This window comes from Gluconacetobacter brunescens, assembly GCF_048695475.1.
Classification (GTDB): Bacteria; Pseudomonadota; Alphaproteobacteria; order Acetobacterales; family Acetobacteraceae; genus Gluconacetobacter.
Map to the genome: position 1 here is coordinate 700,282 of NZ_JBLHEN010000002.1, position 26,973 is coordinate 727,254.

Consider the following 26,973-nt stretch of genomic DNA (forward strand, 5'->3'; position numbering starts at 1 on the left):
TGGCGCTGCCCGACATGCCCCCGTCCTCCGCCCCCGCCGCACCGCGGCGGCGGCGCCGGCTGATCCGCAGGCGGCGGCCCCGCGTTCGCGGCCCGTCCTTCAACCGGCTGATCCCCAACATCATGACGATGCTGGGCCTGTGCGCGGGGCTGACGGGCATGCGCTTCGCGCTCGACGACCGGTTCGGCGACGCGGCGGTGGCCCTGCTGATCGCGGCATGCATCGACGGGCTGGACGGCCGGATCGCCCGCCTGCTGCGCGGCACCAGCCGCTTCGGCGCGGAATTCGACAGCCTGTCCGATTTCCTGTGCTTCGGCGTGGCGCCGGGCTTCGTCCTGTATCTGTGGGCGTTGCGCGACGCCGGGCGCTACGGCTACCTGCCCTGCATCATGTTCACCGTGTGCATGGCATTGCGCCTGGCCCGCTTCAACGCCAGCCTCGACGATACCGACAAGCCCAAATACGCCAGCAATTTCTTCACCGGCGTTCCCGCCCCCGCCGGCGCGGGGCTGGCGCTGTTTCCGCTGTTCCTGGGCCTGGAGGCCCACAAGCTGGGCTGGAACCAGCTTTATGACATGACCCGCCTGCCCATCCTGCCGGCATTGACGCTCAGCTTCACCGCGTTCCTGCTGGTCTCCACGCTGCCCGTCTGGTCGTTCAAGAACTTCAAGGTCCCGTCAATCTACGTGCTGCCGCTGATGCTGGGCACCGGCGCCTATGCCGCCGTACTGGTCGCCGACCCGTGGGGCGCGCTGGCCGCCGCCGGCGTCATCTACATCGCCCTGCTGCCGCTGAGCCGCCGCAGCTTCCACCGCCTGAAGCAGGAAGCCCTGGCCCTTCAGGCCGAGGAAGACAATCCCGACACTCCCAGCAGCCCGGCCAGCCCGGCCACGATGGCCGCCGGCGAAGGCGGACAGCCGGGGATCGACGCATCCAGCGGCGCCCGCCCCTCCAGCCCACCCAGAACCGCATAATTCTCCCCGAACGGGCCACCGTCGATCGCGCAGGCCCCAACCGCCACCAGGGCCTTCCGGTCGGGCATGCCATGCCATGCCGCCTCCAGCACCGGGGCCATGGCGCGGGTCAGCGGCCCGGTCACCAGCAGCACATCCGCCAGGCGCGGCGTGGTCACGAAACGCACACCCGTCCGGGGCAACGCATAGGCCGCGCCATCCAGCGCCGAAACCTCCATCGCGCACCCCTCGCACCCACCGGTATCCACGTGAAACACCGCCACCGCCCCCACGGAAGGCAGGCGGATCGCGGGCCGGAATCCCCGCGTCAAGATCGCACGCAGCAGCGCCAAGCCCCGTCTCCCGCCTAAAGATCCGCACCGGCGGCCGACAGGCCGAACGAGCGCACGATCATCGCCACATCCTCGGCCCGCGAGCCGACCAGCACATGCTCCAGCGCACTCGCCAACGCCAGCGCGGGGTCGCACACATGCGCCGCCGCAACACGCCCTTCCACGATCCGCACCCAATACCAGACCGCCCCGCGCGGCCCCTCGGCGCACCCCACGCCCTCGCCGACGCCCGGCAGCGCCCGCGCCACGGCCGGCGCGCTCCCCTCCGCCGCCCGCAACACCCGCGCGACGCTGCCCAGTTCCGTCAGCCGAAGGTCGATGCGCGCCGCCACATCGCCACCGCGCCGCACGCCGCTATCCAGCCACTCGCGCCGATAGCCCGGCACCAGCCGGCGCAGATCCTCCTCGCGCCCCGACGCCCGGCCAACGACGCCGCCCACGCCCAACGTCCGCGCCGCCACCAATTCCAGCACACCAACACCGACGATACGCATCTCCAGCCCCGGCCACGCCCGACACCGCACCAGCCGGTCCCGCGCCGCTTCCAGCAGATCGGCCACCCCGACCGCCATGGCGGCCGCCGCATCGTCCATCGCCGGATCGCCCGCCCCGCCAGGACTGACGCGGTCCATCAGCAACCGATGGCCGCCAACCCGGCCACACTGCTCCAGGATCGCCTCGCGCACCCGCTCGCATTCCGCCGCCAGCGCCGCCGCCCCGGCCGCCCGCGCCACGCGCGACAGGTCGTGCAGATGGGTCGCCGCCCGTTCGATTTCCGCCAGCAGCACGCGCGAGCGCGTCGTGGCCACATCGGCCCCCTGCCCCACCGCACTCTCGATCGCCCGGCACAGCGCCGATTGATGGGCAACCGACGCGCCGGCGACAACCCGCCCGGCCAGGCGGACGGCCCCATCGGCATCCAGCCCCGGCAGCCGGGCCATCACGCCGCGATGCGCGTAGCCCAGGCGCCATTCCGCCTGCCCAACCACGCCCCCGCCATCCAGCGCCAGGCGCAGATGGCCGGGCGCATGATGCCCGCCATCGGCCGGCCCACTGCCCAGAATCATGGAATCCGCCGGCACCGGCCGAAAATCCGGCGGTTCGGGCGGCCAGGCGACCGGGCCCGGCCGGTCACTCAGCGGCCAGGTCGCGGTCCACACCCCCTGATCCAGCCACGGGCGCGAATCCCGCGCGTCCATCGCCGAAAATCCCCACAGATCCTGCACGCAGCGTTCGAACGGCGCGGCTGCGGGACGCACCGGAGACAGCCCCAGATAGCGGCCGCCATAGGGTTCGATACTCGCCACCAACGGGCGTTCGCCGCCATCGAGAAACAGCGCATGCACATCCCGCCCATCGGCCCACAGGGTCACGAACGGAAGCGGATCATGCCGCAGGGCCTCCGCCAGATCCCGCCAGCCTTCCTCGTCCAGCCGGAAGCGCCAAGCACCCGCTTCAGCCTCCCCTCGCCGGATCAGCGCGGCGGCACTCCATGGAGACGGATCAGCTTCGGCGCGAACCATCATCGCCAGCCCCACAGCACCACTCCCACCAGACCAGCCAGCAGCAACACGCCCACGCCCTTCCCGAGCCAGCCGGCCCGCAAGGCGCCACCGACAGGCCCCGGACTACCGACCGCCACACCAACCGCCGCCGGAAACACCAGCAGGGGCGCCGCATCGCACAGCGCCACCAGCGTCAGCACAAACCCCCCGAACGGCAGAAACGGCGCATAAACCAGCGGCGCCGCCCGGCCGAACGCCGCCCCCTGCCGCGCCAGCGGCCCCAGCAGGGCGACCGACAGCAGCAGCGCCACCAGCCCCACCTGCCCGGCGGCGCCACCGGCCCCGGCCGCCATCGCCGCCAGGCCGATCGCCAGTCCCACCGACAGCCGGCCACGCCGCCCCGCCGGCGCAACGCGGAGGGACAGCGCCATCAGCCACACCGTCACCAGCCCCAGCGCCATCACGCCCATCCGGTCGGGGCCTTCCGCCAGATGGCGCAATACCGGCACGGCGGTCATGACCGGCGCCAGGGCCATGGGCGCCGCCGCATCGCCGGCCGCCAGCACGACCGGCGCGGCCGGGCCCAACCCCGCCACGGTTCCCAACCCGACCGTCAGCAACAGGCCGGCCAGCCCCTCCAGCCGCCCCGCCGCGTCAGACGCCGCCAGCAGCGCGGCACCGGGCACCGCCAGCAGGATGCCGGACAGGCTGAGGCGAAAAAGGTCCCACCCCGCCCGCGCCGCGCCGCGCGTCACGGCGGTCGCCAGCGCCACCAGCATCGCCACCCCGCCCACCGCGACCGCGCCGGAGAGCGGATCGGCGCACGCGGTGGCGGCAACCGCGCCACCGGCCAGCCCATGGGTCAGCACGCTCGCCCCCCGCCGGGCCGGCACCGCGTCGGCCGACAGGCTGGCCACAAACAGCGCCACCAGCGGCAAGGGCAGCAGAAGCCCCAGCGAACCGGCCGGAACACCGAACGGCGTGGCCGGCCAGACGCTCCGCGCCGCCACCGCCAGAACGGCCAGCCCCAGCCCGATCGCCGACAGTCCGATCGCCGCCGCCCGCGCCGAGGCCGGCGAGCATGCGGCCAGCACGCCCATCGAGAGAAACGGCCAGCACAGCGCCAGCGGCATCAACACCGGCAGCGACAGCATCGGGGACGAAACAGCGGCCACGCTCACGTCAGTTCCCGTCCCCAGGCAATGCGGCGCAGACAGACGAAGGCAACCACCAGCTGCGCCGCCTGCAAGGCCACCGCCCCCGCCAGCACCGCGTCCCGCCCGCCAAGGCCGGCCAGCAACAGCAATCCATTCACGGCCCCCGCCAGCCCCGCGCACTGCCCCACCACCGAACGCCGGACCGCGGTAGCCAGAACGCCGCAGAGAATCGCCACCAGCGCCGCGATCAGGTCCGGCCGGGTCACGGCATCGACCAGCCCGCGCGGCACCGCCAGCACGGCCAGGATCGTCAGCATCAGGCCACCACCGACCCCCGATATCCGCTCCCCCGGCATCGGCGCCCTGTCCTCCAGCCGCGCCAGCCCCCAGACGAGCGCCGCCGTCCCCGCCACCACGAACAGCGCCGCCAGGCAGGGGCGCACCGGGCCACCGGCATCCAGCGCCCCCGCCAGCAGCGTCAGGACCACCAGCCCGGCCTGCCAGGGCAACGCCCAGCGCAGGCCCGACAGCACGACAGAGGCCGCGATCAGCAGCCCGGGAAGCGGCGATGCCATCACACGCCCTCCTGATCCGCGAACAGCACCACCACCGCCAGCGTCGCGAACAGCAGCGCCAGCACCAGCCGGCCGCGCGTTCCCCGCACCGAGCCCATCACCACCACCCGCGCCCCGACGATTCCGGCACAGATCACCCCCGTCCGCGCCAGCCACGCCACAATGGCGCCCGGCAACGACGCGGCCGCCGGCAACAGGGCACCGGCCTGCGGCATCGTCAGTCCCCCGGGCCACGCCAGATCGCCCGCCAACGTGATCCAGGCCAGCAGCACCAGGTCCCGCGCCAACTCCATGGCGGCACGGCCGCGCCCGCCCAGATCGAGCATCCTGTCCGCCGCGCGCGCATCATCACCCGGGCCGATATCCGGCCCCGCCAGCAGCATGGCGACGGCCAGCAGCATGGCCGACACCCGCCCGCTCCCCAGGTCGGGCTCGCGCAGACGCATCAGCAGCGCGTCGATCCCCCCATGTCCGGTCGCCATCACCGCAGCAGCCACCGCCAGCGGAAAAACCGCCTGCATCGCCACCAGCGCCACCATGTCGCCGGCCGCGGCCAGCCCGGCCCGTGCGCTACCCGCCTCCAGCGCCGCCAGCAGGGGCAGCAGGCGGGCCAGCACCAGCAGGCCCGACACCGTCAGCAGGTCCGAAAGCCCGGCCCCCGGCAGGCCCAGCGCGAAGGACGGCACCAGCAAGCAAGCCGCCAGCGCGACCGCCAGCGCCATCGCGGGCACGATCTCCGCGCCACCGGCAGCGCGCACCCCATGCCCACGCACGCGGGACAGGATCAGCCTCCAGCGGGCCAGCACCGGCACCGGTTCCCCACCACCCACCCGCGCCACGCCGGCCACCACCAGGCCACGCACGACGGGCGCGCAAGCAACCATCAGCACAAGATGCACGACCAGCAGCACACTCCCGGCCATCGCCGCCGAAATCATCGCCCACGCCATCATCCCGAACGGCCCCACATCCGGACCAGCGCCGCCACAGCCAGCCACAGCAGCACCAGCCCCATGGCATGGCGCGCCACCCAGGCCACCCCGGCCTCCATCAGCGTCGACACCCGGCTGCCACGATCCCGAACCCTGCGAACCACCCGCCGGATCACGCGCCGAACCGGGCGCCGCCCCCCCATGCCCCAGGCCAGCGCACCGGTAAACTGCGCCGGCCCGGCCTGCGCCGCCGGCTCGCCGAACGGCATCCAGGGCGGCGATGGCGGCGCCCCTTCCATCCAGGCCGGCACCGGGCGTGACGGCACCGTGCCCGCCAGACGCGACAATGCCAGCACCAGCCCGCCCGCCAGCGCCAGCAGCGCAACGATGCCGATCGGATACAGCACGCCACCACCACCCGGCGCGGCAAGCGCCAGCCAGTCCGGACGCGCGCCTGATGGAATCGGCCCCCTCAGGCCGGCGGCGGCCCAACCCGCCCCCCGCGTCAGCCACAACCAGAACCCGGGCACCAGCACCACGCCCACCGCCCCACCCAGGCAAGCAGCCGGCACGGCCAGTCGTCCCGATTCAGGGTCGGTCGCACCGGCGGCGCGCGGCGTGCGCGGCCGCCCCAGCACCAGGCAGGCCAACAGGCGCGCCGCCGCCAGGATCAGCAGCCCGCAGACCAGCCCTACCCCGGCCAGCACCGCCAGCAGCGGCATCGCCCCCGCCAGCCCCTCGGCACGCGGCAGCGCCAGCAGCGATTGAACCAGCAGCCACGCCACCGCAAACCCGCCGAACGGCGGCAGCGCACAGGACCCGGCCAGCGCCAGGGCCAGCAGCGCCGACGCCTTCGGCATCAGGGCCGCAAGCCCGCCGACACGCGCCAGTCCCAGCGAACCCGCCGCCTCGGCGATCCGCGCCAGGGTCAGGATCGCGGCCAGGACCGCCAGCCCCACTCCCCCCACCAGCAGCATCAGGGCGCGAAATGCCCCCAGCGCCAGCAGCGGCAGGTCATCCGCACGCCCGGTAACCACCAGGCCGACCAGCAAAAGCGCCAGACCGCCCCATCCATTCAGCATGCCGGCCACCACACGTCCGGCATCGCGCGCGCCCAGGGCCCGCCAGCATCCCGCCAGCGCCAGCACCAGCCCCGCAACGCTCAGGCCACCGCCCCACATGGCGCCGACCGGCGCCACCGGCCAGTCGACCAGCATCCGCACCGCAAGGCAGAGTCCGGTCACCAGCCCGGCCAGATGCGCCACCCCGACGGGCGCCCCATGCCGCGCGCCAGACAGCGGCCGGAGCGACAACCCCATCAGCGCCGAAGCGGCCAGCAGAACGGGAAACGGCAGCACAATCAGCCGCCAACCGCCCGAACCCGACAGCAGGGCAGTGGCCACCGCAATCCCCGCACTCCCCCAGGCCACCATGCCACGTGGCACGGCTCCCTCCGCCCGCAGGAGGGGCAGCACCCCCGCCGCGCCGACGCAGAACAGGACTGGATTGCCGGTTCCGACCATCAGTGCCGCCCCCGCCAGCACCGGCGTCCGCGCACCCGAGGCCAGACCGGCCACCGACAGGATCAGCACAAAGGGCAGCGAGAGCGCATCGACCCGCAACAGGGCCACCGGCCCCGATGGATAGCCCGCGATCAGGGCCAACCCGGGAGGCAGGCAGGCCATCGCCAACGCCAGAACGAGGGCCAGCCCCCACCCCGCCCGCACCGCCTGGGGCACCGCGAACCGGGGCATCAGGCCGTCCAGCAGCAGCACCGACAGCACAAGCATGAGAAACAGCGGCAGGATGGCCCCATCCCCGAATCACGGGTCCGATCGAACCCCCATCAAACCACGCCGCTCAGATCATGGCGAGAGGGACCTTGCGGCGCGGTGGCGGGATCGACCGGTCGATCGCCTCCAGGTCATGCGGTGTCAGCACCAGTTCGGTCGCCGCGACATTCTCGCGCTGATGCTGCGGGCTGCCCGCCTTAGGAATCGCCAGCATGCCCGGCTGCCGCAGCACCCAGGCCAGCGCCACCTGGGCGGGCGTGGCAGGCCCCAGGCTGGTCTCGTGCTCTCCCGCGATCCGCTGCAACACCGGCTGGCGCAGCAGGTCGCCGCCCTGCCCAAGCGGAGAATAGGCCATGGTCACGATGGACCGCCGTCGGTCCGCCTCCAGCAGGTCGAACTCCACCCCGCGATAATCCAGGCTGTAAAGAATTTGATTGGCGGCACAGGGGTCGGGCGAGGCAACGCGTGCCAGATCGTCCAGATCCCCGACATCGAAATTCGACACCCCCCAGGCGCCGATCAGCCCCTCCCGCTTGAGCTTCTCGAAGGCGCCGATCGTTTCCTCCAGCGGCACGGCGCCCCGCCAGTGCAGCAGGTACAGATCGATCCGGTCAGTGCCCAACCGCCGCAACGACGCCCGGCAACTGGCCGCCACTCCGGCACGCGAAGCGTTGGACGGCAGGACCTTCGTGACCAGGAAGACCTCGTCCCGCCGACCGGCGATCGCCTCGCCCACCAGCCGCTCCGACCGCCCGGCGCCGTACATCTCGGCGGTATCGACCACCCGCAGCCCCAGATCCAGGCCCAGCCGCAGGCTGGCGATCTCCTGCGCACGGCGCTCGGCACTGTCGCCCAACGCCCAGGTGCCCATCCCCAGCGCCGGCAGGCGCGTGCCACCCGGAAACGATACGGAATTCATCATGCCGCGCGGTCCTCCTCGCAACCTCTCAGCGGCCTCCCCGGCTCCATCCTTTTGCCTGCTGCCGCCAGTAGACCAGCGTATGCCCGGCCTCGCGGGCAAGGGTCCACCGCCGGCGGGCCGCTTCCACGGCATCCGGGTCGCCACCATCGAACAGATCGAACACCCGCTCGAACGCCGCAGCATCGGGGCAGTTCACCCCATCGATCAGGAACAGGTAGGTCGCCCCGTTCGGCACGTCCTCTCCCACCGTCAGCCAGATCGGCTGCAACGGCCCGTGTCCCATCGCGGCGCTGCCATGCGGCAGCCAGACGGGGTCGGTGGAGCGCCACAGGGCCTCGTCCATCGCCTTGACCCGCTGCACGTCGCCACAACGCAGGACGGCACGCCGCCCGGCTTCCAGCGTCCGGCCCAGCAGGGCCGGCAGCGCCTGGTCCACGCTGGTCCGCGTCAGATGATAGAAGCCGATTTCCGCCATGGCGCGCCGCGATCCCGCCTCAGCCTCGCCTCACCCTTCGTGATTTTCCCGCACGAAGCGCTCCAGCAGGCGCACGCCGAAGCCCGTGGCGCCCTTGGGCGTGCAATGCACGGTCTTCTTGGCCCAGGCGGTGCCGGCAATGTCCAGATGGGCCCAGGGCACCTGATTGACGAAATGCTCCAGGAATTTCGCCGCCGTGATCGAACCGCCCGGCCGGCCACCGACATTCTTGAAATCCGCGATATCCGAGCGCAGCGCGTCGCGATAGGCATCGGACAGCGGCATGCGCCACAGCAGTTCGCCCGTTTCCTCGCCCGCCGCCGCCAGCCGACCGGCCAGCGCATCATCATTGGAGAACAGGCCGGCATATTCATGCCCCAGCCCGACGACGATCGCCCCGGTCAGCGTCGCCAGATCGACCATCAGGCGCGGCTTGAAGCGCTCCTGCACGTACCACAGCACGTCGGCCAGTACCAGCCGTCCCTCGGCATCGGTATTGATCACCTCGACCGTCTGCCCGGAATAGGTCCGCACCACATCGCCCGGCCGCTGGGCGTTGCCGGCCAGCATGTTCTCCACCAGCCCGACGGCGCCCACGACATTGACCCGCGCCTTGCGGCCGGCAAGCGCCGCGATCAGCCCCACCACGGCGGCGGCACCGGCCATGTCGGTCTTCATCTCCTCCATGCCACCGGCCGGCTTGATCGAGATACCGCCGGAATCGAAGGTCACGCCCTTGCCGACGAAGGCCAGCGGCGCCGAATCGTCGCCGGCGCCATTCCAGCGCATCAGCACCGTACGGGGCGGCGCGTCGCTCGCCTGCGCGACTCCCAGCAGCGCACCGAACCCCAGTTCGGCCATGGCATCGCGATCCAGGATCTCGATTTCGACCCCCAGATCGCGCAATGCCTCGATGCGGGTCGCGAATTCGGGCGGACGCAGCACGTTCGCGGGTTCGCTGACCAGGTCGCGGGCCAGATAGACACCTTTCGCGACAGCCAGCAGATCCGCCCACGCGGCCTCGGCCAGTGCGATGTCCGAGGTCAGGATCGTGATTTCCGTGAGGCGCCAGCGCGCATCCTCGGGCAGCCGGGTGTGGTAACTGTCGAAGCGGAAGGCCGCCAGCGTCGCTCCCTGCGCGACATGAGCCACCAACGCTGGCTCGACACCATCGGCCGCGATGCGCGCCGTAACAGCCAGCTTGCCCAGCGCCGTGACAGCGGCTCCCGCCGCGTTCTCCACGACGCGGGCACCGATCTCGGCCACCTTGCCCAGGCCGACCAGAAGAACCCGGTCGAACCCGCCCCCCGGCGCCAGCAGCATGCAGGTGCGGCCGGCGCCGAACGTGAACGACGCCGCCTCGACCGCGCGCTCCAGCGCGCCGCCGGTCGCCCGGTCGGCCGCGAGATAGGAAGCCGGGCGCGGCCCATCCTCTGGCACCAGAATGGCCAGAACACCATCGACGGGAAGGGTGACGTCGGAAAAGCCGGTCTGCAACATGGCGCTGATACTCCGCAACGATCGGTCGGACAGGGTGGCGCCCTGGCCCCGGAACAGGTGTCGCAGCATGCCGCATGCCAGCCCATCTGTCCAAAGCACGCCCCCGCGCGCTGCCGCCGAAAGGCCGGGGCCCCGAGAAAAGGCGCATGACGCGCGGCCGCGAGTAAGCTAATCCCATGAACCCATGAACCGTTCCTCCCCGCTGCATCCCGGCGACGACATCTTGCTGGATCTCGCGACCCGGCTGGCCGACGAGGCCGCCGAACTGATCCGCGTCATCCGCGCGCGCGGGTTCGAGACCGTGACGAAGTCCGATTCGTCCCCGGTGACCGAGGCCGACCATGCGGCCGAGGCCCATATCCTGGCCGGGCTGCGCGCCCTTGCGCCGACCATCCCCGTGATCGCCGAGGAAGAGGCCGCCGCCGGCGTGCGCGTCGAGGGCGGCCATATGTTCTGGCTGGTCGACCCGCTGGACGGCACGCGCGAATTCGCGGCCGGCCGGGACGATTTCACGGTCAATATCGGCCTGGTCCGCGACGGCCGCGCCGTCCTGGGGGCGGTCGCCCTGCCGGCCTACCACCAGCTTTATGCCGGCCACGTCGCCACCGGCGCGCGCCGCATCGACGCAAACGGCACGCAGGCCATCCACGCGCGCGCGGTCCCGCCCGACGGGCTGACGGTGCTGGCCTCGCGTCATTATGCCGACGATCCGCGCCTGGCATCGTTCCTCGGCGGCCGGCGGATCGCCCATCTGGGCAATATCGGCTCCGCCGCGAAATTCATCCGCGTGGCCGAAGGCGCGGCGGACCTGTATCCCCGCCTGGGCACCACGATGGAATGGGATACCGCCGCCCCGCAGGTCATCGTCGAGGCCGCGGGCGGCAGCGTCACCACGATGGATGGCGAACCGCTGCGCTACGGCAAGCCCGACTGGCGCAACCCGCACTTCATCTGCGCCGGAAAGCGGGAGCCATCAGGCGCGTGACACGTTATGATCGGCTAGGAAACGGACGGGTAGAGGGGAGATGACGGAACGCCTGGAAGCAAACGACACGGGCATCTCCCGCGCGGCGGACCTGCTGCGGGCGGGCGGCCTGGTGGCGTTCGGGACGGAGACCGTCTACGGGCTTGGCGCCGACGCGACCAGCGATACGGCCGTGGCCCGCATCTTCGCCGCCAAGGAGCGCCCGCGCTTCAATCCCCTGATCAGCCATTTCCCCGATGCCGCAGCCGCCTTCACCGAGGCCGTGCCCGACGATCTCGCCCGGCGCCTGGCCGAGCGGTTCTGGCCCGGCCCGCTGACGCTTATCCTGCCGCGCCAGCCGGGCGGCACGATCTCCGACCTGGCCGCCGCCGGCCTGCCGTCGGTGGCCGTCCGCGTGCCGCGCGGCGCCGTCACGGCCGCCCTGCTGCGCGCCACGGGGCGCCCGGTCGCGGCGCCTTCGGCCAACCTGTCCGGCAAGGTCAGCCCGTCCGACGCCTATCACGTCCTGCGCGGCCTGAGCGGCCGCATCGACGCGGTGCTGGATTCCGGCCCGTGCCAGGTCGGGGTGGAAAGCACGGTCCTCGACCTGACGGGCACCGCGCCGATGCTGCTGCGCCCCGGCGGCGTCACGATCGAGGCCCTCGCCGAAATCTGCGGCCCGATCTCCCACCCCGACGATTACGCCGACACGCTGCCCGTCTCCCCGGGGCGGATGGCCTCGCATTACGCGCCCTCCCTGCCGGTCCGTCTCGACGCGCAGGAAGTCGGCGCCGACGAGGCGCTCCTGGCCTTCGGGCCGGAACTGCCGGGGGCCGGGCTGGTCTGGAATCTCAGCCCCTCGGGCGCGGTGGACGAAGCCGCGGCCCGCCTGTTCGCGGGCCTGCGCTTTCTCGACAGCGAGGGCGCCCGGCGTGGCCTGACCCGCATCGCCGCGATGCCGATCCCCCGCGACGGCCTGGGCCTGGCCATCCGCGACCGCCTGCGCCGCGCCGCCTCGCCCCGCCCCGCATGATGCCGTATCCGTCCACAACCGCCTGCCTGGAACATCGTGATCCGCCGCCATGAGCGACAAACTCGATCCCAAGGAACTGAAGATTCTGGCGGATATCCTGGCGCTGGTCCTGGAGGACCATCCGGGTCAGTCCGCCAATGCCCTGGATGCCATCCGCAACCGCGCCCGCCGCAACAGCATGACCGGCGGGGCGCTGAAAAACCTGTTCACCGCCCTCGCGCCGAACCCGCCTTCGCGCCCGCCGCCGCGCCCGCGCGCATCACGCGCCGCCTCGGGCGCCGCCGCCGAGGAAATGCAGGCCGCGCGGACGCGGATCCTGCAACTGACCGAAAGCGTCAACCGGCTCGATCTCGACCTGCGCAGCGCACGCGCCCGCAATGAGGAACTGCGCTCGCAGCTCTACCTGACCCAGCAGGCCCGGGCCGAGACGCAAGCCGCCCTGTCCGTAATGCGGGCGCGCCCCACGCCGCGCCGGCGCTCGGTCGTCGCCCTGGCCTTCGCCGTCGGCGCCCTGGTCGGCGCGATCGGCATGGGCATGGTCCGCGCAATGGACGTGCCGGCCGTCCCGTTCAGGACGACCGCCCTGAACTGATCGCAGCCAGATCGGCAACCGATCGGCAGGCGGCGCGCATGCGAGACATTGCCATGCCCGCCATTCTGCCCCAAGACAGGCACCCTTGGCACAGGCACCGCCCTCTCCCGCGCCGATCCTCCATCGCCACCGGAAATCCGTCATGACCGTTCCCCCGCCCTCCGCCACCCCGACCGCCGATCTGCTGGCCCGTCTGGCGGCACTGCTGGGGCCGTCGGGCATCCTGACCGAAATCTCCGACGTCGCGCCCTACTGCACCGACTGGCGTTCGCTCTATCATGGGCGTGCGGCGGCCGTCCTGCGCCCGGCCGGCACGACCGAACTGGCCCAGGCCGTCGCACTCTGCGCCGAAGCCGGCGTCGCGATGGTGCCGCAAGGCGGCAATACCAGCATGGTCGGCGGCGCCACGCCGGACGAGAGCGGACGGGACATCGTGGTGTGCCTGTCACGGATGAACCGCGTGCGGCGGATCGACCCGCTGGACCACACCATGGAAATCGAAGCGGGCGTGACACTGAAGGCAGCGCAGGACGCGGCACGCGACGCCGGCCTGATGCTGCCCCTTTCCATCTCGTCGGAGGGCTCGGCCCAGATCGGCGGCGTGCTGGCCACCAACGCGGGCGGCAACAATACCGTGCGCTACGGCAACGCGCGGGAACTGGTGCTGGGGCTGGAGGTCGTGCTGCCCGACGGCAGCGTCTTCAACGGCCTGCGCCGGTTGCGTAAGGACAATACCGGCTATGCCCTGCGCCAGCTCTTCGTGGGGTCCGAGGGCACGCTGGGCTTCATCACCTCGGCCATCCTGCAATTGCAGCCCCAGCCACGCGCGGTCGAGGCCGCATTGTGCGCGGTGGCCGACGCCAGCGCGGCCCTGGTCCTGTTCGCCGCCTTCCGCGACCAGGACCCGGCGCTGATCCAGGCGTTCGAATATATGTCGGGCGCCGGCATGGACCTGGTCACGCGGCTGGTGCCCGGCACCAGTCTGCCGCTGGCCGAACCCGCCCCGGCCTACGTGCTGGTGGAACTGGCAACCCCGCGCCGCAATGCCGATCTCCGCACGGTGCTGGAGGACGTCCTGGCCGGCATGTTCGAAGCCGGCACGGTCAGCGACGCCGTCATCGCCGAAAGCGAGGGGCAACGCCTGGCGCTGTGGAAACTGCGCGAGGAACATGCCGAGGCACAGCGCAGGGCGGGCGCCAGCGTCAAGAACGACGTCTCGGTTCCCGTCTCGCGCGTGCCGGAGCTGATCGACCGTGCCAGCGCCGCCTGCGCGGCGCTGATCCCGGGCATCCGCCCCGCGCCGTTCGGCCATATCGGCGACGGCAACATCCATTTCAACCTGGTGCAGCCCGAGGGCATGGACCCGGCCGCGTTCCTGGCGCAGGATCACCGCATCATGGACACGGTCGCCGCCATCGTGCGCGAGCTGGACGGCTCCTTCTCGGCCGAGCACGGGGTCGGGCGCCTGAAGCCCTACATGATGCCGGGCTGGCGCGGGGGCGCCGAGCTGGCCACCATGCGCCGGATCAAGAACGCGATCGACCCGCACGGACTGATGAACCCCGCGACGCTGTTTCCTCCCGCCGGCTAGGGCCCGCGCCGCCCGCCCGGCCGGCGCGCCGGCATATTTCCGGTTCCTTAATTTTCCACAAGCATCTTCGCCCGTGCAGCCGCAACCATCGGGACGGAACCCCCTTCAACCGGGCCCCTCGTCCCGACGGCCGGGAACCGGCGGAACGGATCGCCGTAACGGTCGCACGGCACCGGAGACGCAGGGCTTTTCACCATATCCTCCGGGGAGCTACACAGGCCTATGTCGTTCGCCCGATCCGCAACAAGACGTCCATCAAGGGCGCACCTGCCGATGCTCGACCGCTACGTACTGCGGCAGCTCCTGATGGCACTGGCGGCGACAACGGGCGGCCTCGCGGCCCTGATCTGGCTCACCCAGTCCCTGCGCTTCGTCTCGCTGGTCGTCGAACGCGGCCTGTCGCTGCGGGTCTTCATCGGACTGACCAGCCTGCTGGTGCCCTCCTTCGTCGCCATCATCCTGCCGATCACGACCTTCGTGGTGGTGCAGTTCGTCTATCAGCGCCTGGCGACCGACCGCGAACTCACGGTCATGCGCGCCGCCGGCCTGTCGCCCTTCCACGTGGCACGGCCCGGCCTGCTCTGCGCCGGCGCGTCGGTGATGCTCTGCCTGCTCCTGAATCTGTGGATCGTCCCGCAGGCCTTTCATGCGTTCAAGCAATATGAATTCCAGATCCGGAACCGCATCGCGGCCTTCATGCTGCAGGATGGCGTCTTCACCCCGCTGTCCAGCACCATGACCGTCTATGTCCGCTCCCGCGATCATGACGGCACGCTGCACGGCATCATGGTCGAGGACGGCCGCCAGCCCGACAATCCGTCAACCATCCTGGCCGAGCGCGGCACGATGCTGATCGTCAACGACCAGCCCCGCGTGGTCCTGTTCGACGGGTCGCGGCAGGAAATCGATCGCCGGACCGGCCGGCTGAACGTCCTGACCTTCGCCCGCAATACCATCGACCTGACCCCCCCGCACGGCGAGCAGATCCGCTATCGCGACGCCAGCGAGATGTCGCTGCGCGAATTGCTGCATCCCGACCCGCACGAGGTCTCCGCCCGCGATCGCGGCAAGTTCGCGGTCGAGGCCTGGCGGCGCCTGACGTCGCCCTTCACCGCCTTTTCGTTCGCCATGATCGGGCTGGTCAGCGTGCTGCGCGGCACGTTCTCGCGGCACGGCAACATCCTGCGCCCGTTCACCGCGATCATGAGCGTGGTGTGCCTGCTGGCGCTCAGCCTGATGGTGCAGAATCTGGCCGGCCGCAATCCGGGCCTGGTACCCCTGATGTGGGTCGAGGCGATCGTGCCCGGCGCCCTGTGCGCCATCGTGCTTTTCCTGCCCGAATGGCGCCAGCGGCAGCAGGCGATGGCCGCGTCGCTCCTGGCACCCGCCTCGCCGGGCCGGGCACCCCGGCCATGACTGTCTCGGTCACCCTCTCCTTCTACATCGCCCGGCAGTTCATCCTGGCGGTGATGGCGATGATCCTGTCGCTGACCGGCCTGGTCTCGCTGTTCGATTTCATCGACCTCCTGCGCCGGGTCGCGACGCGCCCCAACGTCCCCACGCGCCTGGTCAGCGAAATCGCGCTCCTGCACATCCCCTATTTCATGATCGAAATCCTGCCCTTCGGCGTGCTCCTGGGCGGGATCGTCTGTTTCTGGCGCCTGACCCGGTCGTCCGAGCTGATCGTGGCACGGGCCGCCGGCATTTCGGCGTGGCAGTTCCTGGCCGGCCCGCTAGCCTGCGCCCTGCTGATCGGCGCCCTGGCCACCGGGGTGCTGTCGCCGCTTTCCTCGATCATGTACCGGCGGGCCGAGACGCTGGACCATGTCTATCTGCGCAGCGGCGGCCCGCTGAACCTTGCCGACGGCGCATTATGGATCCGTCAGGCCGACAAGGCCCTGACACCCCACGGGGTGGCGATCCTGCATGCCCGCAACGTGCACCTGCAGGACGGCGTCCTGCGGATCAGCGGCATCAGCCTGTTCCGGCTGGATGAAGCCGATCGCATGATCGTCCGCGTCGAAGCGCCCGAGGGGCATCTGGGTAACGGAGAATGGGTGCTTGACGACACCCATACCATCCGGCCCGACCGCCTGCCCGTCGAGGTGGGGCGGTTCACGCTGCCGACCGACCTCACGCTCTCGCGCGTGCAGGAAAGCTTTGCCTCGCCCGACACGCTGTCGGTCTGGGCACTGCCGGGCTTCATCTCACTTCTGGAGCGCTCGGGCTTTTCGTCCATCCGGCACCGGCTGCATTTCCAGTCGCTGCTGACCTTGCCCATTCTGGCGGGCACCATGGCGCTGGTCGCGGCCGGGTTCTCGATGCGCCCGACCCGTCGCGGCGGGGTGGCGCGCATGGTCGGCGGCGGCGTGGCCGCCGGCTTCGCATTGTTCACGGTGTCCAAAGTCGCGGCCCAATTCGGCGAATCCGGCGCCATGCCGCCGATTCTGGCCGCCTGGGCCCCGACTGGAGCGGGTCTCTGCCTTGCAGTTTCTCTATTGCTTCATCTAGAAGACGGATGATGCCCTTCCTCCTGCCTCGCTGCCCGTTCCGCCCCGTCGGGGGAAAATCCGCGCAGGCACGCGGCACGCTGCTGGCTGCCAGCATGCTGGGCGGCACGCTTCTGGGGGCCGCGTTCCAGATCCACCACGCCCATGCCCAGGTTCATCCCCTGCATGTCGACACGGGCACGTCGGTGTCCCAGAAAGACCCGGTGACCGTCCAGGCCGACCAGGTGTCCTACGACAACGCCCAGGGGATCGTCACCTGGTCGGGCAATGTCCAGATCTGGCAGAACGACCACGTCCTGCGGGCCGATACGGTCACCTACGACCGCAATACCGGCATCGCGGCGGCGCGCGGCAACGTCGCGATCGTCGAGGCGGACGGCACCGTGCTGTTCAGCGACTATGCCGAACTCAGCAACGGCATGCGCGACGGCATCATGACGCGCCTGCACGCGCTGATGGCCGACAACGCCAAGCTCGCCGCCAACGGCATGCGCCGGACCGGCGCGCGCATCAACGACATGACCCGCGCGGTCTATACCGCCTGCGAGATCTGCGCCAAGAACCCCACCCGGCCGCCATTCTGGCAATTGCGGGCCTATGACGCGATCGACGATACCGAGCACAAGCGCATCGAGTTCCGCGACGCCTATCTCGATATGTTCGGGATACCGGTCATGTACCTGCCGGTCTTCTCCATGTCCGATCCCTCGGTCCGTCGGCAGAGCGGTTTCCTTACGCCGGGCATCACGCCGCACGACCGCTATCTGGGCGCCTACGTCACCATCCCCTATTACTGGGTGATCGACGGCCAGTCCGACCTGACGGTCCAGGGGCTGTTCTCCACCCGTACCGGGCCGCAGGTCAGCAGCCAGTACCGCAACGTCTTCAACTGGGGCACGCTGAACATCCTGGCCGGCCTGGCCTATGATACCCATCGCCAGGGTGCCTATATCAACACGTTCGGCAACACCGTCGGCTCGGCCGACGAGCATGGGGTACAGGGCTTCATCTTCGCCCAGGGCCAGGCCTCGATCACGCGGGAATGGCGCACGGGGATGAACATCAACCTCGCCACCTCCGCCAATTACATGCGCGACTACCGGGTGACCGGCTACGGGCAGGAAATGCTGTCGTCGAACATCTTCCTCGAAGGGTTCGGCACCGGTTCCTATTCGCGCCTCGACGCACAGGCCTATCAGGGCCTGAACCAGGGCGTCATCCGCAACAACGACCTGCCCTGGGTGCTGCCGCACTATGCGTTCAGCTATTTCGGCCAGCCCGACGCCTGGGGCGGCCGGCTGTCGCTGGATACCAATGATTTCTACGTCTACCGCAACGACGGCGTATCGGACCAGCGGGCGCAGCTCTCGGCGAACTGGGACCGGCCGTTCCGCAACCGGCTGGGCCAGCTCTGGAAACTGACCCTGCATCTGGAGTCGGCCGTCCATCGTGCCACCAGCCTGAACCAGCAGCCGCTTTACGCCCTCACGACGGCCCGCCGCGCCGCGGTCACCGGCCAGGTCCTGCCGACAGTGGCACTGAAGATGAACTGGCCGTTCCTGCGCTCCTTCCAGCATGGAAGCGGCACCCAGATCCTGGAGCCGATCGCCCAGATCATCGCCGCGCCCAACACGGGCAACAGCGTCACCCGCAACATGCCCAATGAAGACAGCCTGTCATACGAGTTCACCGACTCGACCCTGTTCGCGCTGAACCGCTATCCGGGCACCGACAGGCTCGATGGCGGCCTGCGCGGCAATTTCGGCGTCCATGCCAACTGGACCTGGGACGGGCATGAAATCGACACGCTGGTCGGTGAAAGCGTCCAGGAGCATATCGACCACAACCGCATCCCCTATTCGGGGCTGAACCACCATCTCTCCGACGTGGTCGCCCGGGCCCGCATCGCCCCCAACCGCTATGTCGACTTCACCGGCCGCACCCGGGTCGACCCCTATGCCGGGCGGATCGATTTCGGCGACGCGCTGTTTTCCACCGGCGTCGAGCATTTCCGCGTCACGGGCGGCTATGTCTACGAGCCGGTGACACCGTATTACTATTATGCCACCAACCTCCAGACGAGCGGCCCGCCTTCCGCCTACTACGTCCGCACCAACGAACTGACGCTCGGCGCATCGACGAACTGGAGCGGCTACAGCCTTTCCGGCTTCGTCCGGCGCAGCCTGTCCCGCAAGGAATTCGTCAGCATGGGCGGCAATGCCGGCTATCAGAATGACTGTTTTGCCTTCAACGTCATGTATATCAAGCAATATACCTCGATCGGCGGCGAGCAGCGCAATTCGACCGTCATGTTCACCCTGACCTTCAAGACCATCGGGGCCTTTGGTATCCATGGCTGACCCGACGACGCGCGAGAGACCGAACAGAATGCGACGCCGCCTTTCCCCGACCGGATTCCCATCGCCCCTCCTGGCCCGCATCGCAGCCGCCGGGCTGGCAGCCTGGACAGCAGGCGTGGCCCTGCCCGCCGATGCCGCCCCGGCGCCCAAGACCGCGCCCAAGCCAGCCGCCGAGGCCTCCGACGGGTCGATCCCCCAGGATTCGATCGTCGCCGTCATCAACGGCACGGTGCTGACACGGCGTGACGTGGAAAATCGCGGCCGGCTGTTCGGGCTGTCCGCAGGCCTGGACCTGACCGACGACCTGATGAAACGGCTGCGTCCGCAGATCGTCCGGCAGTTGATCGACGAGCGCCTGCGGCAGCAGGAGATGCTCTCGCGCCACATCAACGTGCCGCCGGAGCAGATCGCCGCCTCGATCGCCGATATCGAGCGGCGCAACAACATGCCCCACAACGCCCTGCGCGACCATCTGGCCGCGGACGGCATTTCACTGACCACCATGATCGACCAGATCCGGGTGCAGTTGGGCTGGTCGCAGGTCCTGCGCGAGGAGCTGGGCTCGCGCGGACGCACCACCGCCGCCGAGATCGCCCAGCGCGAGGAAGCGCTGCGCCACGAAGACGGCAAGACGCAGTATCTGATGAGCGAGATCTTCATCCCGGTCGATGACGCGCGTCATTCCGAGGATGAGCTGAAATTCACCCAGACGATCATCCAGGAACTGCGCAACGGCGCGCCCTTCCCCATCGTTGCCGCCCAGTTCTCGCAGAGCCAGACGGCGCTGGAAGGCGGCATGATGGGCTGGGTGCAGGAAGACAGCCTGGACCCGCAGGTCGTCGCCGTCGCCCGTGCCATGCCGGACGGCGCCATTTCCAACCCGATCCGCGTCGCCGGCGGCTATGTCATCGCCACGCTGAACGGCCGCCGCACCATCGGCCACCAGATGGGCACGCTGCTGACGCTGCGTCAGGCCTACCTGCCCTTCACCGCGCCACTCAATCCCCAGGCCCCGTCCGAGCAGCAGCGCGAAATGCTGCAGCAAGCCCAGCAGCTTTCCGCCAGCGCACATTCCTGCGCCGATCTCGAGGCGGCGAACCACAAATACGGCGACAAGCGCGCCGCTAATCCCGGCGACCTGCAGTTGGAGCGGGTCAATCCGCAGATGCAGCAGATCCTGGCCAACCTGGCCCCCGGCCAGGCCAGCCATCCCCTGGTCTCGGGCGACGGCATCGCGGTGCTGATGGTCTGCGCGCGCCAGCAGAAGAACTTCGCCCAGCAGACCCCCAGCGAAATCGCCGACCAGCTGATGAACGAGCGGGTGGAACAGACATCGCGGCAGCTCAACCGCGACCTGCGCCGCCGCGCCGTCATCGACATCCGGTCGAAAGTGTGACCAGCCCGGACCATCTGGCCATGTCCACCCCCGATCCGGCCCAGGAGCCGCTGCGCGACGTTATCGCCCGCCACGGGCTGGACGCCCGCAAGGCGCTGGGCCAGCATTTCCTGCTCGATCCCGGCATCACCGCGCGGATCGCCGCCCTGGCCGGCGACCTGGCCGGCCGGCATGTGGTCGAAGTCGGCCCCGGCCCCGGCGGCCTGACCCGCTCCCTGCTGGCCACCCCGGCCGCGAGCGTCACGGCGGTGGAAATCGACCGCCGGGCGGTGGCGGTCATCGAGGAGCTGGTCGCCTACTTCCCCGACAGATTACGGCTGGTGGAAGCCGACGCGACGCGGCGCGACCTGACGGAACTCTGCCCCGCACCGCGCCAGATCGTCGCCAACCTGCCCTATAATGTCGGCACCCCGCTGCTGGTCGGCTGGCTGCGCCAGGCCGCGTCGTGGGAACGGCTGACCCTGATGTTCCAGATGGAAGTCGCCGAGCGGATCTGCGCCGCCCCCGACACCAGCCATTACGGGCGCCTCGCGGTGCTGGCCCAATGGACCTGCCAGGCCAGCCTGGTCATGCGGATTCCGCCCGGCGCCTTCTCCCCGCCGCCCAAGGTCTATTCCGCCGTCGTCAGCCTCATTCCACACGCGGTCCAACCCGAACCCGCCCTGTTCCGGGCCATGGAGCAGGTCACGGCAGCCGCCTTCGGCCAGCGGCGCAAGATGCTGCGTGGCTCCCTGCGTTCCATCGGCGGCGAAACCCTGCTGGGCGAAGCCGGAATCGCCGGCGAACGCCGGGCGGAAACATTATCGATCGCCGAATTCGACCGGCTGGCGCGCTGCCACGCCGCCCGGACCGCCTGACGGGCAGGGACGGCACCCCTACCCCGCAATCTTGTCCTTGCGGGCACGAACCCGGCGCCGCGGCGCGGCAGCGACTTCGGTCGCGGGGGTCCCGGCCCGCTCGGCCTCGACCATATAGTCCCGCGTCAACGGCACCGCATCGATCGAACGGGTAATCTGCAACTGGAAGTTCAGATGCCCCTGGACGCGGAACGACAGTTCCGCCCCGGCCAGATAGAATTCGAACATCCGGCAGAACCGCTCGTCGTACAAGGCGGCCACCCGATCCCGATTGGCGGCGAAGCGCGCGCGCCAATGCGTGATGGTCTGTGCGTAATGCAGGCGCAGGATTTCGCAATCCGTCACCCACAGCCCCGCCTTCTCGATCGCGGCGAATGTCTCGCTCAGCGCCGGCGAATAGCCACCGGGGAAGATGTAGCGATCGATCCACGGATTGGTCGAGCCCGGGCCGTCATTCCGCCCGATGGAATGCAGCAGCATCACCCCGTCAGGTGCCAGGATCGCACGCACCTTCTCGAAGAACTGGCGATAATGGCCAACGCCCACATGCTCGAACATGCCGACCGACACAATCCGGTCGAAGCGTCGCGTCACATCGCGATAATCCACCAGTTCGAACCGCACCCGGTCCGCGAGCCCTTCCTCCGCCGCCCGCCGACGGGAAACGGCAAGCTGCTCTTCCGACAGGGTAATACCCGTGACCCGCGCACCGTATTCCCGCGCCAGCGTCAGCGCCATGCCGCCCCAGCCGCTGCCGATATCCAGCACGTCCAGGTCAGGGCGATCCAGCCGCAGCTTGGCGGCAATATGCCGCTTCTTGGCTACCTGGGCTTCTTCCAGCGTCTCGTCCCCACGCGGAAAATAGGCACAGGAATATTGCCGGTCGCTGTCCAGGAACAGGTCGTACAACGCCCCGTTCAGATCATAATGATGGGCGACGTTCCGCCGCGAGCGCGACGCCGGATTGAACTGGGTCCAGGTCCGCTTGCCATAGCGGATCACCGCCGCCACGGCTTCGCCGATATGGCCGGCCCGCATGCTGTTGGTCATCAGCAGGTCCAGCAGGTCGTACAGCGTGCAGCCGACCGGCTCGACCAGCCCGTCCATATAGGCTTCACCAAAGGCCAGGCCCGGATTGGTGATCAGCCGCCGCTCCACCGACGGCGCGAGCACGCGCATCGCCGCAATCGGCCCCGGCGTGCCGACATAGGTGCGCCGCGTCCCGTCCGAAAAGACGACATCCAGCCGCCCCTCGGTGATGAAGCTGCGAAAGATCCTGTCGATCACCGGCGTCATCATTCAGCTCCCTTTATCCTGAGGGCAGCATGAAGTCTGCGGCGCCATCCGTAAAGAACGCGCGGCGGGGCTTTCGATGGTTTTTCAACGACAAAAGGCCCGGAAGAGCAAGCTCTTCCGGGCCTTTCGCAGCTTCGGCGCGTCTACGCCGCGCGAGTCGGATCAGGCTTCGGCCGGAGCCTCTTCCGTTTCCTCGACCAGCGCTTCCTCGACGAAGCCGGCAGGCTCCTCTTCGACGCCGATGGCCTCGCCGCGTGCCTGACGCTCGGCTTCCTCTTCCGAACGCGCCACGTTGACCGTGACGGGGATCGAGACTTCCGGATGCAGCGCCACGCGCACGGTGTACAGGCCCAGCTGCTTGATCGGGTGCTCCAGCACCACCTGGGTGCGCGAGACCGTCAGCCCGGCGGCCGTGGTGGCCTCGGCCACATCACGGGTCGTGACCGAGCCATACAGGCTGCCGCTGTCGCCGGCCTGACGGATCAGGATGACGGACAGGCCATGCATGCGCTCGGACAGGCGCTCGGCCTCTTCACGGCGCTTCAGGTTCAGCGCCTCCAGCTGCACGCGCTCGCGCTCGAAGCGCTCGCGGTTCATGCCGTTGGCACGGATCGCCTTGCCCTGGGGCAGAAGGAAGTTACGAGCGTATCCCGGCTTCACCTTTACGATGTCGCCCATCTGCCCCAGGTTTTCGACGCGCTGGAGCAGGATCAGTTCTACTGCGGACATGATCTGCCTCCCTCAACCGACGATGTAGGGCAGCAGGGCCAGGAAGCGGGCCCGCTTGATCGCCTGGGCCAGCTCGCGCTGCTTCTTCGCCGAAACGGCGGTGATGCGGCTCGGCACGATCTTGCCGCGCTCGGACAGGAAGCGGCTGAGCAGACGCACGTCCTTGTAGTCGATCTTCGGCGCGTTGGGGCCGGAGAACGGGCAGGACTTGCGGCGGCGATAGAACGGCCGACGCGCGCCCACGGCCGTGCGACGGGCGGCGGGATTGATTTCGGTGGTGTCGGACATGGATTCTTACTCCGCTTCGCCGTCGGTGTCGCGCGGCTCGTCATTGCGGGCGCGGAATTCCTCGCGGTCGTCATAGCTGCGACGGGGGCCGCCGCGGCCGCTCTCGAACCGGCCGGCCGGCTTCGGACCACGGAAACCGCGCTCGCGCTCGTCGCCCTTGCGGGACAGGATCACGGACGGCGCCTCGTCGATCTCTTCGACGCGCAGGGTCAGGACGCGCATCACGTCCTCGTTGAGGCTCAGCTGGCGCTCGATCTCCTTGATCGTCTCCGGCTTCGCATCCAGACCCAGGAGCATGTAATGCCCCTTGCGGTTCTTCTTGATGCGATAGGCCAGGCTGCGCAGGCCCCAGTATTCGCGCTTCTTGACGGCACCGCCGTCAGTCTCCAGCAGGGTGGCGATTCCGTCGGCGACGGCTTCGACCTGCTGCTGCGACACGTCATTCCGTGCGATGAACACGGTCTCATATAACGGCATGGGAACTCCCTTCGGATAAGGTCAACCCGGCCGCCTCGGACACGGTCCGCACGGCGCCCCTCCCGGGGGGCATGGGTATAGCCGGGGCGATGCCGCGCCCGAGCAGGGAAGGAGCGGTGTGAAGCACAAACCCCGCCCGATCACAAGGAAAAACTACACACGCAACCAGCCCGGCACGCTCATCCCCAGCCGGTCGGGAATGTCCCACACCTCGCGCACCATGCGCACCTTGCGGAATCCGGCCTGCAGATAGGTCTCCAGCGCCCTCGGATGGTCGGCCGTGCAGGTATTGACCCGCACGCTCTGGGGCCGCGACGCCCAGGCCGCATCAAGCGCGGCCCGCAGGAAAATCCGCCCGATTCCCTGCCCGATCTGCCCAGGCATCAGGCCAAAATAGGCCAGGTTGACCTCACCCGGCACCTGCCGATCCAGTTCGAAGAAACCGCAGATCTCCTCTCCCCGCCACAGGACATGCACCTCGACGCGCGGATCGCGCAGCAGGGCGGCCAGTTCCCGCTCGGGCATGACCCGGCGCATCCACCAGCAGTAATCCTGCCCCACACCATCATAAAGCCGCCGGTAGAAGGCGAAGTCCGGCGCCGGCTGACGCACGATCCGGTACGCATCCGGCAGCACGGGCGCGACACCCACCGGCGGCGCGTCCATGCACAGGAACGTCACGTCGACGACGATCCGGGTCGTCGGTCCGGACCCGATCATCGCATTCACGACACCGGGCCTCAGTTATCGTCGAGGAACGAGCGCAGCTTGCGGCTGCGGCTGGGGTGCTTGAGCTTGCGCAGCGCCTTGGCCTCAATCTGGCGGATACGCTCGCGCGTCACGTTGAACTGCTGGCCGACCTCTTCGAGCGTGTGGTCGGTGTTCATGCCGATGCCGAAGCGCATGCGCAGCACGCGCTCCTCGCGCGGCGTCAGCGAGGACAGCACCCGCGTCGTGGCCTCGCGCAGGTTGGTCTGGATCGCGGCATCCAGCGGAATGACCGCCGTCTTGTCCTCGATGAAATCGCCCAGATGGCTGTCTTCCTCGTCGCCGATCGGCGTTTCCAGCGAGATCGGCTCCTTGGCGATCTTCAGGACCTTGCGCACCTTCTCCAGCGGCATGCCCAGCTTCTCGGCCAGTTCCTCGGGCGCCGGCTCGCGCCCGATCTCATGCAGCATCTGGCGCGAGGTCCGGACCAGCTTGTTGATCGTCTCGATCATATGCACCGGGATACGGATGGTCCGCGCCTGATCGGCGATCGAGCGCGTGATCGCCTGCCGGATCCACCAGGTGGCATAGGTCGAGAATTTGTAGCCGCGCCGGTACTCGAACTTATCCACAGCCTTCATCAGGCCGATATTGCCCTCCTGGATCAGGTCCAGGAACTGGAGGCCGCGATTGGTATATTTCTTCGCGATCGAGATCACCAGGCGCAGGTTCGCCTCGATCATCTCCTTCTTCGCGCGGGCCGAATCCCGCTCCCCGCGCGAGATGGTGGCATAGACGCGACGGAACTCGCCCACCGGCAGGCCGGTTTCCTGCGACAGGGCGGCCACCTGCCCGCGTAGTTCCAGCACGGTCAGGGTATGCTTGGCGACGAAGTTCTTCCAGCTCTTGGCCGGCAGGGCGGACACCATGTCCATCCAGCCCGGATCCAGCTCGCTGCCGCGATATTTGATCAGGAAGTCCTCGCGCGAGACCTTGGTGCTCTCGGCCAGGCGCAGCATCCGCCCTTCCAGCCCGTTCAGCCGCTGGAAGATCTCCTTCATGTGCTGCACCAGATACTCGATCCGGGTGTTGTGCAGATGCACCTGCTGCACCTTGCCGACCAGTTCCTCGCGCAGCTTCTCGTACGATTTCTCGGACTTGTCCGACATCTCGGCGCCCGAGGTCAGGGTCTCCAACCGCTTGGACTGCAGTTTCTGCAGCCGCGAATAAAGCTCCTCAATCTCCTCGAACTGCGCCAGGATCTCCGGCTTCAGCTTCTCCTCAAGCGCCGAGAGCGACAGGCCGGCGCTGTCGCCTTCCTCGCCTTCCTCGTTCTCGGCCGGAGCCTCGAAAGCCCCATCTTCCTGCGATGCCTCGACACCCTCTTCCTCGGCGCCGCCCGACTGCATGGCCTCCAGGTCGACGATGTCGCGCAGCAGCATCTCGCCGGCCTTCAGCCGCTCATGCCAGGAGATGATGGCACTGAAGGTCAGCGGGCTTTCGCACAGCCCGCCGATCATCTCGTCGCGGCCCGCCTCGATCCGCTTGGCGATGGCGATCTCGCCCTCGCGCGACAGCAGTTCGACCGAGCCCATCTCGCGCAGATACATCCGCACCGGGTCATCGGTACGGCCCAGGCTCTCGGTATCGACATTGCCGCTGGCCGATTCTTCCTCGGTCTCGGCTTCCTCGGTCTTTTCCTCGCGGTTCGCCTCGGTGTCGTCGTTATCCTCGTTCTCGACGACCTGGATACCCATCTCCGACAGCACCGCCATCACGTCCTCGATCTGTTCCGAGGACATCTGGTCCTGCGGCAGGACGGCGTTCAGTTCGTCGAAGGTGATGTACCCCCGCTCCTTCCCGCGGGCGATCAGCCTCTTGACAGCTCCGGATTGCGTATCCAGCAGAGTGGTGTCGTTATCCTGGTCGCCAGCAGTCGCTTCCGAACCCGCGGCTGTCTTTGTAGCCATCGCCTGCCCTATCCCTAAGCGCTAACCCGCCGCCACG

Annotated in this window: 24 protein-coding genes and 1 pseudogene; 10 read left to right on the forward strand and 15 right to left on the reverse strand. The window is 69.3% G+C overall.

What is annotated here, in order from left to right:
• Positions 1 to 14: 14 nt before the first annotated feature.
• On the forward strand, positions 15 to 974 hold the full coding sequence (locus ACMAUO_RS15465) for a CDP-alcohol phosphatidyltransferase family protein (RefSeq protein WP_420357835.1): 960 nt from the start codon (positions 15 to 17) through the stop codon (positions 972 to 974).
• Here ACMAUO_RS15465 and ACMAUO_RS15470 read toward each other — a convergent pair.
• The 9 genes and pseudogenes from ACMAUO_RS15470 to ACMAUO_RS15510 form a co-directional block, all read right to left on the reverse strand.
• Positions 866 to 1,306 (reverse strand): annotated as a pseudogene (locus ACMAUO_RS15470) (NADH-quinone oxidoreductase subunit B family protein); the annotation flags it as partial. The gene ACMAUO_RS15465 and the pseudogene ACMAUO_RS15470 sit on opposite strands and share 109 nt — an antisense overlap.
• Before the next feature lie 14 nt (positions 1,307 to 1,320).
• The gene (locus ACMAUO_RS15475) at positions 1,321 to 2,832 is read right to left on the reverse strand and encodes an NADH-quinone oxidoreductase subunit D-related protein (RefSeq protein ID WP_420357836.1); all 1,512 of its coding nucleotides are present in this window, start codon (positions 2,830 to 2,832) and stop codon (positions 1,321 to 1,323) included.
• Positions 2,829 to 3,992, reverse strand: a complete 1,164-nt coding sequence (locus ACMAUO_RS15480) for a hypothetical protein (RefSeq protein WP_420357837.1) — start codon at positions 3,990 to 3,992, stop codon at positions 2,829 to 2,831. The genes ACMAUO_RS15475 and ACMAUO_RS15480 overlap by 4 nt, the downstream gene beginning before the upstream one ends.
• Complete coding sequence (locus ACMAUO_RS15485; RefSeq protein ID WP_420357838.1) at positions 3,989 to 4,543, reverse strand: hypothetical protein; 555 nt, start codon at positions 4,541 to 4,543, stop codon at positions 3,989 to 3,991. The genes ACMAUO_RS15480 and ACMAUO_RS15485 overlap by 4 nt, the downstream gene beginning before the upstream one ends.
• Entirely contained in the window at positions 4,543 to 5,496 is a 954-nt protein-coding gene (locus ACMAUO_RS15490; protein WP_420357839.1) for a hypothetical protein, read from the reverse strand. The genes ACMAUO_RS15485 and ACMAUO_RS15490 overlap by 1 nt, the downstream gene beginning before the upstream one ends.
• On the reverse strand, positions 5,493 to 7,265 hold the full coding sequence (locus ACMAUO_RS15495; RefSeq protein ID WP_420357840.1) for a hypothetical protein: 1,773 nt from the start codon (positions 7,263 to 7,265) through the stop codon (positions 5,493 to 5,495). The genes ACMAUO_RS15490 and ACMAUO_RS15495 overlap by 4 nt, the downstream gene beginning before the upstream one ends.
• A gap of 70 nt (positions 7,266 to 7,335) precedes the next feature.
• On the reverse strand, positions 7,336 to 8,190 hold the full coding sequence (locus tag ACMAUO_RS15500) for an aldo/keto reductase (protein WP_420357841.1): 855 nt from the start codon (positions 8,188 to 8,190) through the stop codon (positions 7,336 to 7,338).
• Positions 8,191 to 8,215: 25 nt separating this feature from the next.
• On the reverse strand, positions 8,216 to 8,665 hold the full coding sequence (locus tag ACMAUO_RS15505; RefSeq protein ID WP_420357842.1) for a DNA polymerase III subunit chi: 450 nt from the start codon (positions 8,663 to 8,665) through the stop codon (positions 8,216 to 8,218).
• A gap of 30 nt (positions 8,666 to 8,695) precedes the next feature.
• Positions 8,696 to 10,165, reverse strand: a complete 1,470-nt coding sequence (locus ACMAUO_RS15510; RefSeq protein WP_420358288.1) for a leucyl aminopeptidase — start codon at positions 10,163 to 10,165, stop codon at positions 8,696 to 8,698.
• A 184-nt stretch (positions 10,166 to 10,349) separates the two neighbouring features.
• Here ACMAUO_RS15510 and cysQ point away from each other — a divergent pair, with 184 nt between their 5' ends.
• The 9 genes from cysQ (at position 10,350) to rsmA (ending at position 21,468) form a co-directional block, all read left to right on the forward strand.
• Entirely contained in the window at positions 10,350 to 11,150 is an 801-nt protein-coding gene (gene cysQ, locus ACMAUO_RS15515; RefSeq protein WP_420357843.1) for a 3'(2'),5'-bisphosphate nucleotidase CysQ, read from the forward strand.
• A gap of 40 nt (positions 11,151 to 11,190) precedes the next feature.
• Positions 11,191 to 12,162: an L-threonylcarbamoyladenylate synthase gene (locus ACMAUO_RS15520; protein ID WP_420357844.1), complete on the forward strand. Its 972-nt coding sequence runs from the start codon at positions 11,191 to 11,193 to the stop codon at positions 12,160 to 12,162.
• Between the two features lie 49 nt (positions 12,163 to 12,211).
• Positions 12,212 to 12,754, forward strand: a complete 543-nt coding sequence (locus ACMAUO_RS15525; protein ID WP_420357845.1) for a hypothetical protein — start codon at positions 12,212 to 12,214, stop codon at positions 12,752 to 12,754.
• Positions 12,755 to 12,896: 142 nt separating this feature from the next.
• On the forward strand, positions 12,897 to 14,345 hold the full coding sequence (locus tag ACMAUO_RS15530) for an FAD-binding oxidoreductase (protein WP_420357846.1): 1,449 nt from the start codon (positions 12,897 to 12,899) through the stop codon (positions 14,343 to 14,345).
• A gap of 273 nt (positions 14,346 to 14,618) precedes the next feature.
• A complete protein-coding gene (lptF, locus tag ACMAUO_RS15535) occupies positions 14,619 to 15,761 on the forward strand; it encodes an LPS export ABC transporter permease LptF (protein WP_420357847.1) in 1,143 nt (380 codons plus the stop codon).
• On the forward strand, positions 15,758 to 16,867 hold the full coding sequence (gene lptG, locus ACMAUO_RS15540; RefSeq protein ID WP_420357848.1) for an LPS export ABC transporter permease LptG: 1,110 nt from the start codon (positions 15,758 to 15,760) through the stop codon (positions 16,865 to 16,867). The genes lptF and lptG overlap by 4 nt, the downstream gene beginning before the upstream one ends.
• Entirely contained in the window at positions 16,864 to 19,215 is a 2,352-nt protein-coding gene (locus tag ACMAUO_RS15545) for an LPS-assembly protein LptD (RefSeq protein ID WP_420357849.1), read from the forward strand. Before lptG ends, ACMAUO_RS15545 begins: the two co-directional genes overlap by 4 nt.
• A 28-nt stretch (positions 19,216 to 19,243) precedes the next feature.
• The gene (locus ACMAUO_RS15550) at positions 19,244 to 20,611 is read left to right on the forward strand and encodes a peptidylprolyl isomerase (RefSeq protein WP_420357850.1); all 1,368 of its coding nucleotides are present in this window, start codon (positions 19,244 to 19,246) and stop codon (positions 20,609 to 20,611) included.
• A 20-nt stretch (positions 20,612 to 20,631) separates the two neighbouring features.
• Entirely contained in the window at positions 20,632 to 21,468 is an 837-nt protein-coding gene (gene rsmA, locus ACMAUO_RS15555; protein WP_420357851.1) for a 16S rRNA (adenine(1518)-N(6)/adenine(1519)-N(6))-dimethyltransferase RsmA, read from the forward strand.
• Positions 21,469 to 21,486: 18 nt separating this feature from the next.
• Here the strand turns inward: rsmA and ACMAUO_RS15560 are convergent, their stop codons facing one another.
• The 6 genes from ACMAUO_RS15560 to rpoD all read right to left on the reverse strand — a co-directional run bounded on the left by ACMAUO_RS15560 (position 21,487) and on the right by rpoD (position 26,936).
• Positions 21,487 to 22,764 carry a class I SAM-dependent methyltransferase gene (locus ACMAUO_RS15560; RefSeq protein ID WP_420358289.1) on the reverse strand — a complete coding sequence of 426 codons (1,278 nt, stop codon included), beginning with the start codon at positions 22,762 to 22,764 and terminating at the stop codon, positions 21,487 to 21,489.
• A gap of 162 nt (positions 22,765 to 22,926) precedes the next feature.
• On the reverse strand, positions 22,927 to 23,493 hold the full coding sequence (rplI, locus tag ACMAUO_RS15565) for a 50S ribosomal protein L9 (protein ID WP_420357852.1): 567 nt from the start codon (positions 23,491 to 23,493) through the stop codon (positions 22,927 to 22,929).
• 12 nt (positions 23,494 to 23,505) lie between these two features.
• Entirely contained in the window at positions 23,506 to 23,781 is a 276-nt protein-coding gene (rpsR, locus tag ACMAUO_RS15570) for a 30S ribosomal protein S18 (protein ID WP_114726487.1), read from the reverse strand.
• 6 nt (positions 23,782 to 23,787) lie between these two features.
• Entirely contained in the window at positions 23,788 to 24,258 is a 471-nt protein-coding gene (gene rpsF, locus ACMAUO_RS15575; RefSeq protein ID WP_182964373.1) for a 30S ribosomal protein S6, read from the reverse strand.
• Between the two features lie 153 nt (positions 24,259 to 24,411).
• A complete protein-coding gene (locus tag ACMAUO_RS15580) occupies positions 24,412 to 24,978 on the reverse strand; it encodes a GNAT family N-acetyltransferase (protein WP_420358290.1) in 567 nt (188 codons plus the stop codon).
• A gap of 20 nt (positions 24,979 to 24,998) precedes the next feature.
• A complete protein-coding gene (gene rpoD, locus ACMAUO_RS15585) occupies positions 24,999 to 26,936 on the reverse strand; it encodes an RNA polymerase sigma factor RpoD (protein WP_420357854.1) in 1,938 nt (645 codons plus the stop codon).
• Between the last annotated feature and the right edge of the window lie 37 nt (positions 26,937 to 26,973).